At 61.3% G+C, this 15064-nt stretch carries 15 protein-coding genes and 1 pseudogene; 14 read left to right on the forward strand and 2 right to left on the reverse strand.

From position 1 onward, the window contains the following. Nucleotides 1–12: 12 nt before the first annotated feature. The 3 genes from rpmA to NXC24_RS20025 all read left to right on the forward strand — a co-directional run bounded on the left by rpmA (nt 13) and on the right by NXC24_RS20025 (nt 1631). Nucleotides 13–282, forward strand: a complete 270-nt coding sequence (gene rpmA / locus NXC24_RS20015; RefSeq protein WP_104824874.1) for a 50S ribosomal protein L27 — start codon at nt 13–15, stop codon at nt 280–282. Nucleotides 283–411: 129 nt separating this feature from the next. Beyond that, nucleotides 412–1047: a GNAT family protein gene (locus tag NXC24_RS20020; protein ID WP_104824875.1), complete on the forward strand. Its 636-nt coding sequence runs from the start codon at nt 412–414 to the stop codon at nt 1045–1047. Further along, nucleotides 1044–1631, forward strand: a complete 588-nt coding sequence (locus NXC24_RS20025; protein ID WP_104824876.1) for a GNAT family N-acetyltransferase — start codon at nt 1044–1046, stop codon at nt 1629–1631. Before NXC24_RS20020 ends, NXC24_RS20025 begins: the two co-directional genes overlap by 4 nt. A 145-nt stretch (nt 1632–1776) precedes the next feature. Here the strand turns inward: NXC24_RS20025 and NXC24_RS20030 are convergent. Then, nucleotides 1777–2627, reverse strand: a pseudogene (locus NXC24_RS20030) (endonuclease/exonuclease/phosphatase family protein). A gap of 180 nt (nt 2628–2807) precedes the next feature. Here NXC24_RS20030 and obgE point away from each other — a divergent pair. The 7 genes from obgE to modC all read left to right on the forward strand — a co-directional run bounded on the left by obgE (nt 2808) and on the right by modC (nt 10197). Continuing rightward, nucleotides 2808–3902 carry a GTPase ObgE gene (obgE, locus tag NXC24_RS20035; protein ID WP_104824877.1) on the forward strand — a complete coding sequence of 365 codons (1095 nt, stop codon included), beginning with the start codon at nt 2808–2810 and terminating at the stop codon, nt 3900–3902. Continuing rightward, nucleotides 3899–5068 (forward strand): glutamate 5-kinase, encoded by a 1170-nt coding sequence (gene proB, locus NXC24_RS20040; protein WP_104824878.1) that lies wholly within the window; start codon nt 3899–3901, stop codon nt 5066–5068. Before obgE ends, proB begins: the two co-directional genes overlap by 4 nt. After that, nucleotides 5061–6344, forward strand: a complete 1284-nt coding sequence (locus NXC24_RS20045; protein WP_104825278.1) for a glutamate-5-semialdehyde dehydrogenase — start codon at nt 5061–5063, stop codon at nt 6342–6344. The genes proB and NXC24_RS20045 overlap by 8 nt, the downstream gene beginning before the upstream one ends. Nucleotides 6345–6381: 37 nt before the next feature. Next, on the forward strand, nt 6382–6963 hold the full coding sequence (locus NXC24_RS20050; RefSeq protein ID WP_245464001.1) for a nicotinate-nucleotide adenylyltransferase: 582 nt from the start codon (nt 6382–6384) through the stop codon (nt 6961–6963). Between the two features lie 576 nt (nt 6964–7539). Then, nucleotides 7540–8337 (forward strand): molybdate ABC transporter substrate-binding protein, encoded by a 798-nt coding sequence (gene modA / locus NXC24_RS20055; RefSeq protein WP_104824880.1) that lies wholly within the window; start codon nt 7540–7542, stop codon nt 8335–8337. A gap of 88 nt (nt 8338–8425) precedes the next feature. Further along, a complete protein-coding gene (gene modB, locus NXC24_RS20060; protein WP_104824881.1) occupies nt 8426–9127 on the forward strand; it encodes a molybdate ABC transporter permease subunit in 702 nt (233 codons plus the stop codon). Continuing rightward, complete coding sequence (gene modC / locus NXC24_RS20065) at nt 9124–10197, forward strand: molybdenum ABC transporter ATP-binding protein (protein WP_104824882.1); 1074 nt, start codon at nt 9124–9126, stop codon at nt 10195–10197. The genes modB and modC overlap by 4 nt, the downstream gene beginning before the upstream one ends. 6 nt (nt 10198–10203) lie before the next feature. Here modC and NXC24_RS20070 read toward each other — a convergent pair whose 3' ends face one another. Further along, entirely contained in the window at nt 10204–10596 is a 393-nt protein-coding gene (locus tag NXC24_RS20070; protein ID WP_104824883.1) for a winged helix-turn-helix domain-containing protein, read from the reverse strand. Nucleotides 10597–10870: 274 nt separating this feature from the next. Here NXC24_RS20070 and rsfS point away from each other — a divergent pair, with 274 nt between their 5' ends. The 4 genes from rsfS (at nt 10871) to NXC24_RS20090 (ending at nt 14897) form a co-directional block, all read left to right on the forward strand. Continuing rightward, on the forward strand, nt 10871–11317 hold the full coding sequence (gene rsfS / locus NXC24_RS20075; RefSeq protein WP_104825279.1) for a ribosome silencing factor: 447 nt from the start codon (nt 10871–10873) through the stop codon (nt 11315–11317). Nucleotides 11318–11433: 116 nt separating this feature from the next. Beyond that, the gene (rlmH, locus tag NXC24_RS20080) at nt 11434–11916 is read left to right on the forward strand and encodes a 23S rRNA (pseudouridine(1915)-N(3))-methyltransferase RlmH (RefSeq protein WP_104824884.1); all 483 of its coding nucleotides are present in this window, start codon (nt 11434–11436) and stop codon (nt 11914–11916) included. A gap of 181 nt (nt 11917–12097) precedes the next feature. Beyond that, nucleotides 12098–13579 carry a murein hydrolase activator EnvC gene (locus NXC24_RS20085; RefSeq protein WP_104824885.1) on the forward strand — a complete coding sequence of 494 codons (1482 nt, stop codon included), beginning with the start codon at nt 12098–12100 and terminating at the stop codon, nt 13577–13579. After that, complete coding sequence (locus NXC24_RS20090; protein WP_104824886.1) at nt 13569–14897, forward strand: S41 family peptidase; 1329 nt, start codon at nt 13569–13571, stop codon at nt 14895–14897. Before NXC24_RS20085 ends, NXC24_RS20090 begins: the two co-directional genes overlap by 11 nt. Nucleotides 14898–15064 lie beyond the last annotated feature (167 nt).

Consider the following 15064-nt stretch of genomic DNA (forward strand, 5'->3'; position numbering starts at 1 on the left):
AGGAGAACTCCAATGGCACACAAAAAAGCTGGCGGTTCCTCGCGCAACGGTCGCGATTCCGAATCCAAGCGCCTTGGCGTGAAGAAGTTCGGCGGCGAAGCCGTCCTCGCAGGCAACATTATCGTGCGTCAGCGCGGTACGCAGTGGCATCCGGGCGCCAATGTCGGCCTCGGCAAGGATCACACGATTTTTGCGCTTACGGCGGGCAACGTGGACTACCGTACGAAGGCCAATGGCCGCGTGTACGTCTCTGTAATGCCGAAAGCGGAAGCAGCGGAATAAGCCGGTAGCGCTCTAAAACAGCCGGCGTCTCATCGACCCGGCTGAAGCATCAGGTTCAGTCAAGAAAAAAGGGGAGATGGGGCGCCATCTCCCCTTTTTTCTTTACCCTCAACCAAGGAGGACTGAACCATGCAAGGCGAATTGTTAAGGGAAGGCCAATCGAGGTCTCCCGAAGAACGGCTGAGGCCGGAGCGGTTAAGGACCGATTGCCCTGTCTTATTGTCGGAAAGGCTCGTTCTGCGCGCGCCCCACGAAGAAGACATCGACGCCCTTGCCCATCTCGCCAACAACGCCAACGTCGCCACAATGGTATCGCGTATGCCGCACCCGTATACGACCAATGATGCCGCCGATTTCGTGCGACGCACGAAGCTTGGCGAGATTGGCAAGTGCGTCTATGCGATTACCAAAGCCGACAACGGCGCCTTTCTCGGTTGCTGCGGGGTCGAACCCACGGCCGATCCGCGCACTGTTGAGATCGGTTATTGGCTGGGCGAGCCCTATTGGAACCAGGGCTACACGACGGAAGCCGCCCATGCCCTGATCGACATGGTCTTCCGCACGCGCGAAAACGTCGCGCAGATCGACGCCCGCTGCAGGGTCATGAACGTCGCCTCCAGGCGGGTGGTGCAGAAGTGCGGCTTCCAGTTCCAGGGATCCGGCCTTGCCGCATCGCTGGCACTCGGCAGCACGGTATCGGTCGAATGGTACCGGCTCGACCGCAAGACCTGGATGTCACTCAGAAGCTGGGGAGGCATGCGATGAACGCCGCCATCTTGCCCCGCCGGGACGTCAGGAGCCTGACGCCCGGACCGACGCCGGTCATCCGGACGGAGCGACTGACGCTGCGCCCGCACCGGCTCGGCGATGCCGACGCGATGACGGAATCCCTGTCGGATTTCGCCGTCACTCGCATGCTCGCCCGCGTGCCGGTGCCGTACGACCGACAGGATGCGCTGGACTGGCTTGTCCCGCGCACCGCCGGCCTCGATAGCGACTGGATGCTGGCCATCACCGAGGGGGACGACGTCCATATCGGCTGCGTCGGCATCGACCTCCGGCATGGCCGCTGGCATCTCGGCTACTGGCTGAACCGCTACTACTGGCGGCGCGGCATCATGAGCGAGGCTGTCCCGGCCGTACTCGAGCGCTTCGCCCGCCGCATGCCCGAAGTCGCCGTCTTCTCCGGCGTCTTCGCCGACAATCCGGCCTCGTTGAAGCTGCAGCAGAAGCTCGGCTTCGACATCATCGGCTGCGCGGAGGTCTACAGCTTCGCCCGCAACACCATGGTTCCGCATATCGAAACCGTGCTGAATCCGGGCGCGCTGCGGCTCTCGCAGGCGGCGTGAAGCCAAACATGTCGCGCAAAAGTGCGCAGCGGTTTTGCGATAACGACATCCGCAAAATCAAAGATCTAAAGCGCAAGGAGCGAATCTGAAAGATTGCAATGCGCTTTAAAAACCAGTCATCGCCGGCTCCACCGGCGATGGCGCCCTATCCGTCGATTTCGACCCAGACCGGAAAATGATCGGAGCCTTCCGCATCGATATCCACATGGGCCGAGCGCAGACGGTCACTCAACCCGCAACTGATGAAGCAGTAGTCGAGATGCATGCGCTTGTTACGATCCTTCGGATCCATCCAGCTATAGGCTTCGGGCTTCAGCGCGCCGACAACGTCGAGCGCGTCGGTCGGCACATCGAAACGCGGCATGCGCCCGTAGAAGGCGTCCTTCAGGCCGGCAAGCGCGCAATATTCCGGCGATTCCGGCACCATGTTGAAATCGCCCATCAGGATAAAATCCTCCGGCAGCGGCGGATCGTCGAAGTCGATCTCCACGGCGCCCGTCAGCGAACCGCCATCACGCACAAAATTGATCGCACGATCCTTGAGATAGTGGATCTGGCGGATGCGCTCATCCGGAGAGACGTGGTCGAGATGCACGGAATAGACCCGGACCGCGCCGCCTGGGGCATCGATCACCGCTTCGACGGCAACGCGCTGCAGATTGAGTTTGGAAAGCGTGCGGCTGCGCGGCAGAAGCAGCGTCCGCGTCGCAAGGATCGGCCAGCGCGACAGCACCATATTACCGAACTGGAAGCGCAGATCGCGTGGGCCGCTCCCGGCGGCAGCAGATCCAGCCCCGTTCCATAGATGGAGTAATAGTCTGGCAGCAACGCTTCGATCGCAGCGACCATATCGGTACGGCCGTTGCGGACAAAGCCGCGGGTTACTTCCTGCAAAGCGATGATATCGGCGCCCGCAAGGTTTCCGACGATGCGTTCAAGATCATATCTTTCATCGAGGCCGAAGCCGCACTGGATGTTATAGCTTGCCAACTTCACGATAATCTTTGACCTCCGGCTGAAGCGCCTATATCGAAGGCGACATGACGGGCAAATGACCGCGCCGCCTGTCCTGGCGGACATGCAGAGGACGCGGTAACAATTGAAAAGAGCGCATAGGCTTTCCTGACTCCATTCGTTGTAAGGGGTTATGCGCCAATACCGAGTGACGGAAGTAAAATGAAATTTCTCGACGAAGCAAAGGTCTATATTCGGTCTGGTGATGGCGGCGCGGGCAGCGTGTCCTTCCGGCGTGAGAAATTCATCGAGTTCGGCGGTCCGGACGGTGGCGATGGCGGCCGCGGCGGCGATGTCTGGGTCGAGGCCGTCAACGGGCTGAATACGCTGATCGATTTCCGCTATCAGCAGCATTTCAAGGCGAAGATCGGCATGCATGGCATGGGCAAGAACCGCGCCGGCGCCAAGGGCGACGACGTGACGCTGAAGGTCCCGGTCGGCACGCAGATTTTCGAAGAAGACGAGGAAACCCTGATCTGCGACCTGACACAGGAGGGCCAGCGCTTTCGTCTCGCCGCCGGCGGCAATGGCGGCTTCGGCAACGCCTATTTCAAATCCTCGGTCAATCAGGCGCCCGATTGGGCCAATCCCGGCCTGCCCGGTGAAGAAAAGACCATCTGGCTGCGGCTGAAGCTGATCGCCGATGCCGGCCTCGTCGGCCTGCCAAATGCGGGCAAGTCGACCTTCCTTGCCGCCGTCAGCCGCGCCCGGCCGAAGATCGCCAACTATCCATTCACGACGCTGCACCCCAATCTCGGCGTCGCCACCATCGATAGCCAGGAATTCATTCTGGCCGACATTCCCGGCCTGATCGAGGGCGCGCATGAAGGTGTGGGCATCGGTGACCGTTTCCTCGGCCATGTCGAGCGCACCCGCGTGCTGCTGCATCTGGTCTCCGCCCAGGAAGAAAAGGTCGGCAAGGCCTACAAGATGGTGAAGCACGAGCTCGAAGCCTATGGCAACGATATCACCGACAAGCCGGAGATCGTCGCACTGTCGCAAATCGACGTGCTGGACGAGGAGACGTTGAAGAAAAAGACGCGGGAACTGGCGCGAGCCTGCGGCAAGACGCCGTTCCGCATTTCCGCCATCACCGGCAGCGGCATGACCGAGGTGTTGCGCGCTTTGCGCGACGTGATTGTCGAGGCGAACGCTGGCACCCAGGAAGAGAAGCCGGCGAAAGCGCCGAAACTGCGCCATCGTGACATGGCCGTTGTCGATAAGGAAAGCGACGACGACGAGGAGCAGCAGGGATGACTGCCCGCAAGCCGCTCGACCGCTACCGCCGCATCGTCATCAAGATCGGCTCCGCCCTTCTGGTCAATCGCAAGGCCGGCCTGAAGAAAACCTGGCTTGACGGCATGTGCGCCGATATTGCCGGGCTGAAGGCCAAGGGGGCCGATGTCCTCGTCGTCTCCTCCGGCGCTATCGCGCTCGGCCGTTCGGTGCTCGACCTGCCCTCCGGTGCATTGAAGCTGGAGGAAAGCCAGGCGGCCGCGGCCGTCGGCCAGATTTCGCTGGCGCGCGCCTGGTCAGAAAGCCTGTCGCATGACGATATCGTCGCCGGCCAGATCCTGCTGACACTCGGCGATACCGAAGAGCGCCGCCGCTATCTCAACGCCCGCGCCACCATCAATCAGCTCCTGAAGATCGGCGCCGTACCGATCATCAACGAAAACGACACGGTCGCCACCAGCGAAATCCGCTATGGCGACAATGACCGGCTGGCCGCCCGCGTCGCCACCATGACCGGCGCCGACCTGCTGATCCTGCTGTCTGACATCGATGGGCTCTACACCGCCCCACCGCATCTCGATCCGCAAGCGAAATTCCTGGAAACGATCGCCGAGATCACGCCGGAAATCGAAGCCATGGCCGGCGGCGCGGCCTCCGAACTGTCGCGCGGCGGCATGCGCACCAAGATCGATGCCGGCAAAATCGCCACGGGCGCCGGCTGCGCCATGATCATCGCCTCGGGCAAGACCGACCGGCCGCTGAACGCAATCGAAAACGGCGCGCGCTCCTCCTGGTTCGCGCCTTCGGGCACGCCCGTCACCGCCCGAAAGACCTGGATTGCCGGGCAATTGCAGCCCGCCGGTGAGCTGCATGTCGACGAGGGCGCCGTCACCGCGCTCGGCGCCGGCAAGAGCCTTCTGCCTGCCGGCGTGCGCAGCATTGTCGGCAATTTCGGCCGCGGCGACACCGTTGCCGTTATCGGCCCCTCCGGTCGAGAAATCGCCCGTGGCCTTGTCGGTTACGATGCCGAGGAAGCCCGCCAGATCACCGGCCGCAAGTCGGCGGAGATCGAGGCGATCCTCGGCTATCCCGGCCGCGCCGCCATGGTGCATCGCGACGACCTCGTCATGACCGCGTCCGTCAAGACGAAGGCCGAGAAATTGAAGAAGGATGAAGCTCATGCTTGATACTGTCGCACAAAGCCCCGACATCGATGCGCTGATGAACGATATCGGCCGCAAGGCCCGGGCTGCGTCGCGACCTCTGGCCTTCGCTTCGACCGAAAGCAAGAACAAGGCGTTGAACGCCATGGCCGATGCCATTCTTGCCCGCAAGGATCATATCCTTGCCGAAAACGCCAAGGACCTGAAAGACGTCGAAGGCACGGATATGCTGGCCTCCTTCGTCGATCGCCTGACGCTGAACGACAAGCGCGTCGCCGAGATGGCCGAAGGCATTCGCGCCATCGCCGCCTTGGCCGATCCGGTGGGTGAAGTTATCGCCGCCTGGGATCGTCCGAACGGGCTGAAGATCGAACGCGTGCGCACGCCGCTCGGCGTCATCGGCGTCATCTTCGAAAGCCGGCCGAACGTCACCGCCGATGCCGGCGCGCTGTGCCTGAAAGCCGGCAATGCCGTAATCTTGCGCTGCGGCAGCGATTCGCGCCGTTCCTCTCAGGCGATCCATGAATGCCTGGTCGAGGGGCTGAAGGCAGCCGGCCTACCCGAGCACGCCATTCAGCTCGTGCCCGTGAGCGACCGTGCCGCCGTCGGCGCCATGCTGCGCGGCCTCGAGGGCAATATCGACGTCATCGTGCCGCGCGGCGGCAAGAGCCTCGTCGCCCGGGTGCAGACCGAAGCGCGCGTGCCGGTCTTCGCCCATCTCGAAGGCCTCTGCCACATCTATATCGATGCCTCGGCCGATCTGGAGATGGCGAAATCCATCGTCGTCAACGCCAAGATGCGCCGCACGGGCATCTGCGGCGCGGCTGAAACGCTGCTGGTCGATTCGAAGGTGGCGTCCACCCATCTGAAGCCGCTGCTCGACGGGCTTGCCGCGGCAGGCTGCGAAATCCGCGGTTCTGCCGAGGTGCTCAAGCTTGTGCCGGGATTGAAAGCCGCGACGGAAGAGGATTGGTCGACCGAATATCTCGCCGCCATTATTTCCGTCGCCATTGTCGACGGTATTTCCGGCGCGATTGGCCATATCGGCAAATATTCGTCCAACCATACCGAAGCCGTCATCGCCGAGGATCCCGCCGTGGTCGAGCGCTTCTTCACCGAGATCGATTCGGCGATCCTGCTGCACAATGCTTCGACGCAGTTTGCCGATGGCGGCGAGTTCGGCATGGGCGCGGAGATCGGCATCGCCACGGGCAAGATGCATGCGCGCGGGCCCGTTGGCGTCGAGCAGCTTACCTCTTTCAAATATCGCGTGCGCGGCACCGGACAGATACGGCCCTGACGTGCTGAAAGAAGAGATCGATTACCGCTATCTGCGCATGCCGCATGCCGAACGCGGCATGGTAGTCGGTCTTTTCGGCGGTTCCTTCAATCCGCCGCATCAGGGCCATGCGCTGGTGGCTGAAATCGCCATCCGACGGCTTGGCCTCGACCAACTCTGGTGGATGGTGACGCCTGGCAATCCGTTGAAGAACCGCAATCATCTGGCGCCGCTTGCCGAGCGCATCGCGCTCAGCGAGGCGGTCACGCATGACCCGCGCGTCAAGGTGACAGCTTTCGAGCAGACGCTCGGCATGAGCTACACGGCCAATACGCTCGCCTACGTCAAGGCGCGCAATACCCATGTTCATTTCATCTGGGTCATGGGTGCGGATAGCCTCAACACGTTTCACCGCTGGCAGAAATGGCAGGAGATTGCCCGCACCTTTCCGATCGCCGTCATCGACCGGCCGGGATCGACGCTATCCTATCTCTCCGCGAAGATGGCCAAGACGTTTCACTATGCGCGCGTCGACGAGGATGACGCACGGGTATTGTGGAAAAAACCGGCTCCGGCCTGGACCTTCATTCACGGTCGGCGCTCGACATTGAGCTCAACCGCCTTGCGCGCAGCACAATGACGGCCTCGGCGCGATAACGAGTCTGATTTTCAGGAAAACCTCCAAAATGAAAAAGCCCGACGGGGGAGGAGATCCGTCGGGCTTTCAAACCTGATCAGCAACTGGGAGGAGGAGTGTTGCTGATCGATATCGAAAGGCTTTGGGAGGAGGAGATCGCCGTTTCGATGATTATGTTTTAGCAGATTTGACCAAATGATAAAACGCTGATAGCGCAATGCAGCAATGCATTTTCATCGTGGCTCCGAAAACAATCTGCCCAAAAAACGCTTCTTTTACATGATCTGAGCTAATTGCGTCGCGGCTTCCGGCGCGACCTTCTCCAAAATCTCCCTAAAATCGCACGATTCGTAACGTTACGTCTCATCCCGTGAGCGTTCGCCATCCTTTTGGGCGTATTCAGCCATGCATTTATGCAATGGCAGGGCGTTCTTGTATGCGCCCCGGGGGCAAATCCCTATAAAATTCGTAGAGTTACGCTCCGCCGTAACGCTATATTTTCTGGAACATATCCCCTAGCCAAGCATCGTCGGCCGTTATATCTGTCCAGATATGTCGATATCTTCCAGGAGAAATAGAATGGCCACGCGCCGCCGCCAATGGATCAAGCTTGCAACCGCCGCCCTTTCCGCCGCCTGGCTCGGCGTGTCGGTCATTCCGACGCCGGCATTCGCCGCCGACAAGATCACCGTCTTTGCCGCCGCCAGCATGAAAAACGCCCTGGATAATATCGACGCTGCCTTTACCAAGGAAACCGGAAAGCAAGTCACCGTCTCCTATGCGGCAAGCGGACCGCTGGCCAAGCAGCTCGAAAACGGGGCGCCGGCCGATGTCTTCATTTCCGCCGATACCGACTGGATGGACTATGCCGCCAAGAAAAAGTTGATCAAGGACGACAGCCGCGTCAACCTGCTGGGCAATCAGATCGTTCTCGTCTCCGCCAAGGACAAGGCCAAACCCGTCGACGTCAAGCAGGGCATGGACCTTGCCGGCCTTCTCGGCGACGGACGCCTAGCGATCGGCCAGCCGGAATCGGTGCCGGCGGGCAAATACGGCAAAGCAGCGCTGGAAAAGCTCGGCATCTGGTCTTCCGTCGAGAAGAAGGTCGCCGGCGCTGAAAGCGTGCGCGCCGCGCTTGCGCTCGTTTCACGCGGCGAAGCGCCCTATGGCATCGTCTACAAGACCGACGTTTCCGCCGATCCGGGCGTTGCCGTGGTCGGCACCTTTCCGGAAGACAGCCATCCGCCGATCATCTATCCGATCGCGATCACGGCCAGCAGCACCAACCCTGATACACAGGCCTATGTCGATTATCTGAAATCGGCTAAGGCTGTTCCGTTCTTCGAGCACGAAGGCTTCACGGTTCTCAAGAAGTGAGCGTCATCGCTCGACCGTAGGCAAAAAAGCTCGTCTTTACAGGCTCGCCGGCTGATGGCGGGCCTGACATGTCTTTGCGAGGCCGAACTTGGACGCATTGGGTTTGAGCAGCGACGAATGGACGGCGATCGAGCTGAGCCTGCGCGTCTCGACCGTCGCCATGCTGGTGAGCCTGCCCTTCGGCATAGCCGCCGCGATGTTGCTGGCGCGCGGCAAATTCTGGGGCAAATCGATCCTCAACGGCATCATCCATCTGCCGCTGATCCTGCCGCCCGTCGTTACCGGCTTCGTCCTCCTCATCCTCTTCGGCCGCAAAGGCCCCATCGGGGCTTTGCTCGATCAATATCTCGGTATCGTCTTCTCCTTCCGCTGGACCGGCGCGGCGCTTGCCTGCGGCGTAATGGGCTTTCCGCTGATGGTCAGAAGCATCCGCCTGTCGATCGAAGCGGTCGATCGCAAGTTGGAAGAGGCTGCCGGAACGCTTGGCGCCAGCCCGCTCTGGATATTCCTCACGGTGACCTTGCCGCTGATCCTGCCCGGCATCATCGCCGGCATGATCCTTTCCTTCGCCAAGGCCATGGGCGAGTTCGGCGCCACCATCACCTTCGTCTCCAACATTCCCGGCGAAACGCAGACGTTGTCGTCGGCGATCTACACCTTTACGCAGGTGCCAGGTGGTGATGCCGGCGCGTTGCGGTTGACGATTGTCGCGATCGTCATTTCCATGGTGGCACTGCTCGCCTCTGAATTCCTCGCCTATCTCGCCGGCAAGAGGGTGGATTGGGAATGACGCTGATCGTCGATATCCGCCATCGATTGGGCGCATTCTCGCTTGAAGCCGCCTTCACCTCCGACGGCGGCGTCACGGCCCTGTTCGGCCGCTCCGGCTCGGGCAAGACCTCGATCATCCGCATCATCGCCGGCCTGATCCAACCCGATCATGGCCGCGTCGACCTCGATGGCACGGTGCTCGGAGACACCGACGCCCAGGTCTTCGTTCCGCGCCACCGCCGCCGTTTCGGCTACGTCTTCCAGGAGGCGCGGCTGTTTCCGCATCTTTCCGTGCGGCAGAACCTGAATTACGGCCGCTGGTTCGCGCCGAAAAGCGGCCATAGCGAAAGCTTCGATGGCGTCGTTGATCTCCTCGGCATCGCAGCCCTTCTCGATCGACGACCGGCCAAACTCTCCGGCGGCGAGAAACAGCGCGTCGCCATCGGCCGCGCCCTGCTGTCGTCACCACGGCTGCTCTTGATGGACGAACCGTTGGCCGCACTCGACGAGGCCCGCAAAGCCGAGATCCTGCCTTATCTCGAACGGCTTCGCGACGAGACGAAGGTGCCGATCATCTATGTCAGCCACTCGATCGCCGAGGTAGCGCGACTGGCCAACCGTGTCGTCGTCATGCGCGACGGCAAGGTGGAAGCGACGGGACCGGCGGTCGAGATCTTTAGCCAGCTTTCCGGCCCACAGGCGATCGACCGCCGCGAAGCGGGCGTTCTGCTCGAGGGCCGTGTGGAGCATATCGACCGCGAGCACCGCCTGACCATTGTGGCGCTGAAAGCGGCAAGGCTCTTCGTGCCCGGGGAAGCGGCTGGAATTGGCAAGATCGTCCGCGTCCACATTCCCGCCCGCGACGTCATACTGGCAACGGCACGGCCCGAAGGTCTCAGCGCCCTCAATATCCTCGAAGGACGGGTGCTTGCCCTCGGCACGGCGGCCGATGGCACCGTGGAAGTGAAAGTGGATTGCGGTGGCGACACGGTCCTTGCCCGCATTACGCAGTTTTCCTCCGAACGGCTGGGTCTGCGCATCGGACTGCCCATCCACGCGGTCATCAAGACCGTGGCGCTCGAATCCTAAGGGCGATCAGGACTCCACCTGCGGCTCTGCGACGGCGTCGTCAGGGTTGCGATTGGCCTCCAGCCATTCGAGATCACCGGCAATGGCGGCCCGCACCGAACTCTCCATGCCGCGGAACCGCCGCAGCAATTCCTCGCCGAAGGGCGTCAATGCCGCGCCGCCGCCGTTCGGGCCGCCGCGCTGGGATTCGACGGCCGGCTCCTGGAACATATGGTTCAATTCGCTGATCAGCAGCCAGGCACGGCGATAGGACATGTCCATGGCCCGACCGGCGGCCGAGATCGAACCGGTTTCGCGAATATGTTCAAGGAGTTCCATCTTGCCGCGCCCAAGCCGGCCCTGCCCCGAAAAACTGATGCGGAGGATGGGTTTCAGGGATTGTTGTGGAGCTTTGGTCATGGCGTCGGAGCGTTTCGATCTGATCTTGTGTATACGCGTCCTTCGCGCGCCTGTACATGGGAAGCGGGCGGCCGAGATCGGAGGACGGGGCTCACCTCACCTTGCGTTACCCTGACGCTCGCCGCGCAGCCGCCCGGCCGAATTGCCCACATATGGTGCGAAAGAGGCGGGAAATACCACAAAAGCTTGTCTTTACGTCCAATAGATGACAACCAGCGTCTTGAAACCTTAATGCTTTGGTGCCTATCTTTAAGGTGTGATCGACTCAGATCATGTGCCTGTTCTGTTACTCAAGGAAGGAAGAGCACTGACAACAGTACACGCCAAGGGAAGAACGCCTGTCGTTGTCCCGAAGAGCCCGGAACGTGGCGTCGATGCCGCTGCCCGCGCCCTGCAAGCCGTCCTCGTAAGCCTCGAGGACTCCAAGGCCGAAAATATCGTCACCATCAACATTGCTGGCAAGTCCGCGCTTGGAGACTACATGGTCGTCGTCTCCGGACGCTCGAACCGGCATGTCCTGGCGATCGCCGACCATCTGATCACCGACCTCAAGGAAGAAGGCCTGGGCAATGCCCGCGTCGAAGGCCTGGAAGGCGGCGACTGGGTGCTGATCGACACGGGTGACATTATCATTCACGTGTTCCGTCCCGAGATTCGCGAGTTCTATAACATCGAAAAGATGTGGGCCGCGCCCGATCTCGACGAGGGCACGCTGCACTGACCTATTCCGGGCATTATTCCCGGTCCCGGTTAGTAGGTTTGAATAGCCGGACATGATTGTCCGGCAACGGTCTATATTTTGTGCCGCCATGATGGCGGATATGCTTGGGAGCGGGAATGCGGATAGGCCTTTTTGCCGTGGGACGGTTGAAAACCGGCCCTGAAAAGGATCTTGCGGCCCGTTATCTCGACCGTTTCGCCAAGGCTGGTCCAGCAATCGGCCTCGAATTGGCGCGCATGACGGAAGTCGCCGAAAGCCGCGCATCCAACGGCGAGACGCGCAAGCGTGAAGAAGCGGTCCTGTTGCAGAAAGCGCATCCGGACGGCGGCGTTCTTATTCTGCTCGACGAGCGGGGCAAGGCGCTGGACAGCGAAGCCTTCGCCGCTTTGCTTGGCACGTTCCGCGACCAGGGCAAGCGCGATCTCACGATCGCCATCGGCGGCGCCGACGGTCTCGACCCCTCCCTTTACGAGAGAGCCGACGCAACCATCTGCCTGGGCAAGATGACCTGGCCGCATCAGCTTGTGCGCATTCTCATCGCCGAACAGCTCTATCGTGCGGTCACGATCCTCTCCGGTCACCCCTACCATCGGGTTTGAGATTCCGCTGCCCCGGATCGAATTGCTCGAAAACAGTTTGGCTTTCGGCTATTTTGCGTTAACGGAACGCTCACACAGGCGTGTTTTGATTCCCGCCGCAAAATTGATGATGCTTCCTGGATAATCGCGGCAAACCGGTTTAATTTCGCGCGATCTGAAGGGGCCGAGCCCAAACGACTGGATGAGAAAAACCCCACCCACGCTTTCCCGCTTGCTGCTGCCCTCACTGGCGGTGTGTCTTGGCGTCGGTGTCTATGTGGAAAGCCCGTTTCAGTTCCGGGATATGGCCCTGGCGCAGGAAGATGACGGCGCCTCGCCCGCGCAGACCCCCACGCAAACCAAGGACGACCAGCCCGGCGTCGCCTCGACCGCATCCTCGACGCAGCCGGCCGAACAGGCGCCGGACCCTGCCGCCGATCTTGCCAAGAAGCGCGATCAAACCCGCACCGAGCTGGAGGAATTGTCAAAGACGATCAGCCTTTCCTCCGACAAGACGAAAGCCCTGGAAGACAGCATCGCCTCGCTCGACAAGAGCACGGCCAGCCTGCGCCAGGCGCTGATCGACAGCGCGGCCCGCCGAAGGGATATGGACCGCAAGATAGAGCAGAGCGAAAGGAAGCTGACCGATCTCGCAGTCAAGGAAGACAAGATTCGCAAATCATTGCATGAGCGACGTGCGCTGTTGGCCGAAGTTCTGGGCGCGCTGGAACGCATGGGCCGCAACCCGCCGCCGGCGCTGCTGGTAACGCCCGACGATGCGCTGGCTTCCGTGCGCAGCGCCATCCTGCTCGGCGCCGTCGTTCCCGGCATGCGCAAGGAGACGGACAAGCTCATCGCCGACCTTACCGATCTCACCAAACTGCATGCCGCCACCGCGGCAGAAAAGGCCGATCTCACCGCCACCATGACCAACAGTCTGGAGGAGGAACGACGCATGGACATGCTGGTCGCCGAAAACGACAAGCACAGCCATGAGAATGCCGCCGAACTGGACGCCGAACGCAAGCGTTCCGAAGAATTGGCGGGTCAGGCGACCAGTCTCGAGGGCCTCGTCGCATCGCTGGAAAGCCAGATCGGCTCGGTGCGCGATGCCGCCGCCGCGGCCCGGGCGGAAGAGGCCCGCCGGGAGCAGATGACCGATCAGCAGCGCGAACAGGCGAGGGCACTGGCCGAAAGCGGCGTGCCCGATAAAAACCGCATTGCGCCCGCATATCCGTTTTCCGACCTTAAACGGAAATTGGAGCTGCCTGTGGCGGGTGATATTCTCCGCCAGTTCGGCGACGATGACGGTACGGGACATACCGCGATGGGCCTGACCCTCGCAACCGGCGCCGACGCGCTCGTCACCGCTCCTGCCGATGGGACTGTCGTTTACGCCGGCGCATTTCGCAGCTATGGCCAGATGGTTATTCTGGATACCGGCGACGGTTATCATATGGTGCTGTCGGGAATGGACGCGATCAAGACGCGTCTCGGCAAATTTGTCTTCGCTGGCGAGCCGCTCGCTGTAATGGGCCAAAAAAGAGTCGCGAGCGCGACTGCATTGGCGCTGGAAACGGATCGACCAACGCTTTACATTGAATTTCGAAAAGATGGGAAGCCGGTCGATTCTCGGCCTTGGTGGACCTCCAAAGACACTGGAAAGGCACGCAATGATACGTAGGGCTTCTCTTGTTCTCGTTGGCGCATTGATGGGTGCGACCGCGATGAGCGTCATCTACACGGCGGTAGCGCCGGCGGAAGCCGCGGGCGCTTCCACGTACAAGGAACTGTCGATTTTCGGCGACGTCTTTGAACGTGTGCGCGCGCAATACGTAACGCCGCCCCAGGAAGACAAGCTGATCGAAGCCGCCATCAACGGTATGCTGTCCTCGCTGGACCCGCATTCGAGCTACATGAATGCCAAGGACGCCGACGACATGCGCACCCAGACCAAGGGTGAATTCGGCGGTCTCGGCATCGAAGTGACCATGGACAATGACCTCGTCAAGGTCATCACCCCGATCGACGACACGCCCGCCGCCAAGGCCGGTGTTCTCGCCGGCGACTATATCACCGCCATCGACGGCCAGTCGGTCCGCGGCCTCAAGCTGGAAGACGCTGTTGAGAAGATGCGCGGCGCCGTCAAGACGCCGATCAAGCTGACGCTGATGCGCAAGGGCGCCGACAAGCCGATCGAACTCACCATCATCCGTGACGTGATCGCCGTTGCCGCCGTCAAGTCGCGCGAAGAAGGCGGCGATGTCGGTTATCTCCGCATCATCTCCTTCACCGAAAAGACCACGCCGGACCTGGAAGCCGCGATCGCCAAGATCAAGAAGGATATCCCGGCCGACAAGCTGAAGGGCTATGTCCTCGACCTGCGCCTCAATCCGGGCGGTCTGCTCGACCAGGCGATCAACGTTGCCGACGATGTGCTGGAGCGTGGCGAAGTCGTCTCGACCCGCGGCCGCAATCCGGACGAAACCCGCCGCTTCAACGCGGGCCCGGGCGACCTGACCGACGGCAAGCCGATCATCGTGCTCATCAATGGCGGTTCTGCTTCGGCATCGGAAATCGTTGCCGGCGCTCTGCAGGATCTACGCCGCGCCACCGTCCTCGGCACCCAGTCCTTCGGCAAGGGCTCCGTGCAGACGATCATCCCGCTTGGCGATGGCAACGGCGCGCTGCGTCTGACGACGGCGCTTTATTACACGCCGTCGGGCCGTTCGATCCAGGGCACCGGTATTACGCCCGACGTCAAGGTCGACGAGCCGCTGCCGGACGATCTGAAGGGCAAGCTGGTGACGGAAGGCGAATCCAGCCTGCCGGGCCACATCAAGGGCCAGAGCGAAACCGACCAGGGCTCCGGCTCGGCCGCTTACGTGCCGCCGGATCCGAAGGACGACGTTCAGCTCAACTACGCGCTTGACCTGTTGCGCGGCGCAAAGACCGACCCGTCCTTCCCGCCGAACCCGGAAAAGGCGGTTTCCTCCAAATAAGGAAATAGCGCCGGGCTGGAAACAGACCCGGCGCTTTCATATCCAGGGCGAGGTGATTGATCTCATCTCGCTCTAACTATTTGAATAAGCATGTCTTATTCGAAATCCATTTTGGATCTGCTTGAGTGTTTTGAATCTGCAGCGTCTCCCTGCTTTGATGGCTGCAT

The organism is Rhizobium sp. NXC24, from assembly GCF_002944315.1.
In the GTDB taxonomy this organism is placed as follows: Bacteria; Pseudomonadota; Alphaproteobacteria; order Rhizobiales; family Rhizobiaceae; genus Rhizobium.

What these genes read in the sequence shown, in the direction of transcription:
- rpmA (WP_104824874.1), top strand. Translation starts at nt 13, where the DNA reads ATGGCACACAAAAAAGCTGGCGGTTCCTCGCGCAACGGTCGCGATTCC.
- NXC24_RS20020 (WP_104824875.1), top strand. Translation starts at nt 412, where the DNA reads ATGCAAGGCGAATTGTTAAGGGAAGGCCAATCGAGGTCTCCCGAAGAA.
- NXC24_RS20025 (WP_104824876.1), top strand. Translation starts at nt 1,044, where the DNA reads ATGAACGCCGCCATCTTGCCCCGCCGGGACGTCAGGAGCCTGACGCCC.
- obgE (WP_104824877.1), top strand. Translation starts at nt 2,808, where the DNA reads ATGAAATTTCTCGACGAAGCAAAGGTCTATATTCGGTCTGGTGATGGC.
- proB (WP_104824878.1), top strand. Translation starts at nt 3,899, where the DNA reads ATGACTGCCCGCAAGCCGCTCGACCGCTACCGCCGCATCGTCATCAAG.
- NXC24_RS20045 (WP_104825278.1), top strand. Translation starts at nt 5,061, where the DNA reads ATGCTTGATACTGTCGCACAAAGCCCCGACATCGATGCGCTGATGAAC.
- NXC24_RS20050 (WP_245464001.1), top strand. Translation starts at nt 6,382, where the DNA reads ATGCCGCATGCCGAACGCGGCATGGTAGTCGGTCTTTTCGGCGGTTCC.
- modA (WP_104824880.1), top strand. Translation starts at nt 7,540, where the DNA reads ATGGCCACGCGCCGCCGCCAATGGATCAAGCTTGCAACCGCCGCCCTT.
- modC (WP_104824882.1), top strand. Translation starts at nt 9,124, where the DNA reads ATGACGCTGATCGTCGATATCCGCCATCGATTGGGCGCATTCTCGCTT.
- NXC24_RS20070 (WP_104824883.1), bottom strand. Translation starts at nt 10,596, where the DNA reads ATGACCAAAGCTCCACAACAATCCCTGAAACCCATCCTCCGCATCAGT.
- rlmH (WP_104824884.1), top strand. Translation starts at nt 11,434, where the DNA reads ATGCGGATAGGCCTTTTTGCCGTGGGACGGTTGAAAACCGGCCCTGAA.
- NXC24_RS20085 (WP_104824885.1), top strand. Translation starts at nt 12,098, where the DNA reads ATGAGAAAAACCCCACCCACGCTTTCCCGCTTGCTGCTGCCCTCACTG.
- NXC24_RS20090 (WP_104824886.1), top strand. Translation starts at nt 13,569, where the DNA reads ATGATACGTAGGGCTTCTCTTGTTCTCGTTGGCGCATTGATGGGTGCG.